We start from the raw sequence: 3,877 nt of genomic DNA on the forward strand, positions 1-3,877 counted from the left end.
AAAAATGCACAGCCAGTATCACCGCGCCGATGCCGCCCGATATCTTCGTCTTCGGGAAATGCACCTGCGTCGTCTTGTGAATCTTCCTGATCTTCTGATGTGCATCAATCGCCTTGATCGCTTCGTCGGCGTCATACACCTCCCAGTCCACCGTAAACTCCGTTCCCTTCAACTTGTAACAACAGCTCACCGAGCCTGCACCACTGCCTGGCATCAGGTCTCCACCGCCGCCAGCCCTGTTCCCATACTTGTCCCGGATGATGAATCGGCTCAGATTGAAAGGCGTGTAATTCATCCCCGACACACTCAGCCCGCCGTATGTGGGCTCCGACGATAAAGCGTCGCAGCCCATCAACACTACGGTCACGAAACACAGCACTATCAGTCGTTTGATCACTGCCCGGCTCCTGCTATCACGTGCCCGAAACGGTTGCTCTTGATTTCCCGAACCACTGAATCGGGTAGCGCTTCCATCGCTGCGCCGTCCTGCTCGGGCGTCGTCATGAATGATTCGATGATCGACGCGTAGGCTTCGGGACTACGCCCGCCTGGATGCACCGCACCAGGCGGCTTGTCGCTCAAATAGTTCACGGCGCGGCGCCTGTCGGTTTGCTCCGCATCGCGCCGCATCCAGTACGCGGCTTCGCGCTTTATGCGTTTCCAGACTCCTTCGGACAGGCGACTCTTTTCGATCGTCGCTTCACGCAACGCCTGCATTTCGGCTCGGTTTGCATCGTCAAGGCGCGCCTGTGCCGTGGCAAGCGTCCGCAAATCTGCGGCTGGCCACTGGTTTCGCAGTGCCTGGTACTCCGCCTGGGCACGGTCTCGCTCCTGACGAAGACTTTGATGCCGTGCGACCAGACTGTCGAAATGGGCCGTGACCGAGAAGCGGAACGCAGGCGATTGGTACCGCTCCGCGATCACGTGCTCGAAACGGTTGCTCTTGATTTCCCGAACCACGGAATCGGGTAGCGCCTCCATCGCTGCGCCGAACGCACCCGGTTGTCCCTTCGTTTCCTCAACAATGCGCTGCACCGCAGGGTGCTTGTCGAAATCCGGGTTGACGAGCAGCGTGTAGTACACGTACTGCTTGAGATCCTCATCCGCGGTCAGGCGATACTTCAGCCACCCCTGTGAGGCAACGCGTGCGATGCGCCTGAATGCCTCCGCCTCATCCAGACCACCAGGATAGGCCGCCCTGCCGTATTTCGTCTTGAACCAGTAACTCACCTCCGCATAGTCGATCCGCGATCCGCTCATGTCATTGCGAAACTCAAACTCGACGTGATCGTCGGGATAGAAATGCACGCCCAGTATCACCGCGCCGATGCCGCCCGATATCTTCGTCTTTGGGAAATGCACCTGCGTCGTCTTGTAGATTGACTTGATCTCCTGATGTGCATCGATAGCCTTGATCGCTTCGTCGGCGTCATACACCTCCCAGTCGACCGAAAACTCCGTTCCCTTCAACGTGTAGCAACAGCTCATCGTGCCTGCGCCACTGCCTGGCATCAGGTCTCCACCGCCGCCCGCCCTGTTCCCATACTTGTCCCGGATGACGAATCTGCTCAGATTGAAGGGCGTGTAATTCATCCCCGACACGCTCACCCCGCCGTAAGTCGGCTCCGACGATAAAACGTCGCAGCCCATCAACGCGACGGTCACGAAACACAGCACTATCAGTCGTTTGATCACGTTCTGGAAACCTCCGTGTCTGGACTTTTTGCCAAACGCACCATTTTCGAAGCCTCAGCCAACACTCTGCTATCGATATCGCACAGCGCCTCGCGTAACGTGATCTCGCCACTTGCAGCGCGCATGAGCCGCTCATGTATTTCTGGATGTTCGTCAAAGCGCGGAGAAACCATCACGCCCTTCACGACATAGTTCAGAAGATCGTCCTTGTCGGCGATGCGGTACTTCCCAGCGCGCTCCAGTTGCTCTGAAATGCTGTAATAGAGCTTCGAATCCAGGACATCACCGAACTCCCCGCCATACATGTCGCGTAACTGCATCGCAAGCTTGTCGGCCCGACCAAGCCGGAGCAGTTCCAGGTGTTGCTCCGCTGTCAAAAACTGCTCGCTCCTGTACACGGGCAAGGCCGCGTCAACTTCGTTACGCCAGACAACATCATTCCAGTCCCGGTCTCGATACCAAACCTCGACGCACGGCGACACGAAAACTTGCCCCTCTGCTTCCGTCCATACGGATCGCAGTCGCTCAAGGATGCGGTTATCGTAAAAGTGCAGAAAGAATGCACGCCGCTCGGTTGTTTCGTACCGGCTGTAATAGCGCAAATGCGTGCTCAGTAACTCCAGAGACAACGGCGACCAGATCCACGTCAGCATGTGCAGGTTGTGTGCATCCTTCCAGAGACGCCTGACCAGCCGAGTCAGCAGATCGCCTGGATCGCTCAGCGCAATGTGGTCGATCTGGAAAAGATACGGTGCGATGTCCGTATAGGATTCGATAACCGAATCCCGCCAGAGTGACACCCACGCCAGGCGTGGAACCTGTTGTAAGAGTTTTTCGACCCCGGGCGTAGCGCGGGAATCAACAAGCAGGAATAGCTGCACCGCCCGGTTACCATCCAACAGGCGGGAAAATTGCGCTAACAAATGCTCGTGCCATTGTTCCCAGGCGCGCTCGATGTCATCCGACGAAGTCACGTTGAGCGTACTCGGCATCACGCGACCTCCGTCATTGCTTCAACACCACGTTGAGCATCGAGCACACATTCTTTGCATGGTCCGATCGGCATGGCGGGCAACGAAGGCGCCAGATTGCCTGGGCCAGTCCAGTGAAAACGCCCACACTTGAGCGTTATGTCACCGGGGCAACCAAGTTCGATATTGCCGTTATCGATTTTGATGTAGGCGCCGCCGCTGGATAGTGTCAAGGCACCTTTCGAAACTGCGGCAATGGCCCCGTCAGAACTCGAAAAATGCATGTCCTGCGACGATGCCAGCGATATACCGCCGGTACGCGCCTGCATGACGACGTCCTGCTTCGCGGCAACGAACTTCATGCCGCGCGCCTGCGAAAACAGCGCGACTTGCCGCGCGGCCGCCACGGTGAAGTTCTGCATCACGCCCACATCAAAATTTCCCCCGGCGGTCGCGAACAAGTTCTGATCGGCGTTAAAGTGAAGATGTTCGCCCGAAGTCATCCCGATGCCAGCCGGACCGCTCAGCAAAATGGCGGCGCGCTGGAGTCCCTTGAGCGCCTGCTCGTAAAGCGCCTTCTGCCTTGCGAGTTCCGCGACGGTCGCCTCGGACGCACGAACCGCTTCGGCCAGCGACTCCATGCGCGCCAATGCCCTGCGCAACTGCTCGTCGGCACTTTGCATGTCGAGCTGTTGGCCGCTCGAACCGGGCTGGGCCTCCGCAGTCAGCAACACACCCTTGGCCCCTCGCACCGCCGCATGCCCATCGGTGTGCAACTCCGCGCCTTGCCCGCGCTCCTTGCGCTCCCCATCGACCATATGCCCAAGATTGAGCTCACTGGTCTGAAACGGCGTGCTCAGATGGATATGCTCGACGCCCTCCTTGTCCTCCATCCGCAACTCGTTCTTCGCGGCGGTACGAATGAGATTGCGCGTATGGTTTAAGTTGTTGACGAGGTCCGGATGCAGGCTGTCGTGCATCGCGCCGATGATCACGGGCCTGTCCGGATGACCATCCGTAAAGACAATCGCAACCTCCGCCCCGTCGATCAACGGAAAGTGGTGCCCGTAATTGTCCCCGCTATAAGGCCTGGCGAAACGCACGGGCCGGCTTGTGCCGCCCGGGCTCCATTCGTCGAGATCGAACGGCAGCCTGATCACATACCAGCCCTGCTCGGTCAGGTACGCGTATTTGTAGTTTCCGGGGGACGT

Annotated in this window: 2 protein-coding genes and 2 pseudogenes; all 4 read right to left on the bottom strand. The window is 58.3% G+C overall.

The window, feature by feature from the left end:
- Positions 1 to 352: pseudogene (locus tag Q0L30_RS08555) on the bottom strand (hypothetical protein); the annotation flags it as partial.
- A 569-nt stretch (positions 353 to 921) separates the two neighbouring features.
- A pseudogene (locus Q0L30_RS08560) lies at positions 922 to 1,650 on the bottom strand (hypothetical protein); the annotation flags it as partial.
- Positions 1,651 to 1,691: 41 nt separating this feature from the next.
- Entirely contained in the window at positions 1,692 to 2,687 is a 996-nt protein-coding gene (locus Q0L30_RS08565) for a DUF4123 domain-containing protein (RefSeq protein WP_296653858.1), read from the bottom strand.
- The coding region (locus Q0L30_RS08570; protein WP_296653860.1) for a type VI secretion system Vgr family protein at positions 2,687 to 3,877 on the bottom strand (1,191 nt) is incomplete at its 5' end. The genes Q0L30_RS08565 and Q0L30_RS08570, both read right to left, overlap by 1 nt.

The organism is Paraburkholderia sp. (genome assembly GCF_024281035.1).
Classification (GTDB): Bacteria; Pseudomonadota; Gammaproteobacteria; order Burkholderiales; family Burkholderiaceae; genus Paraburkholderia.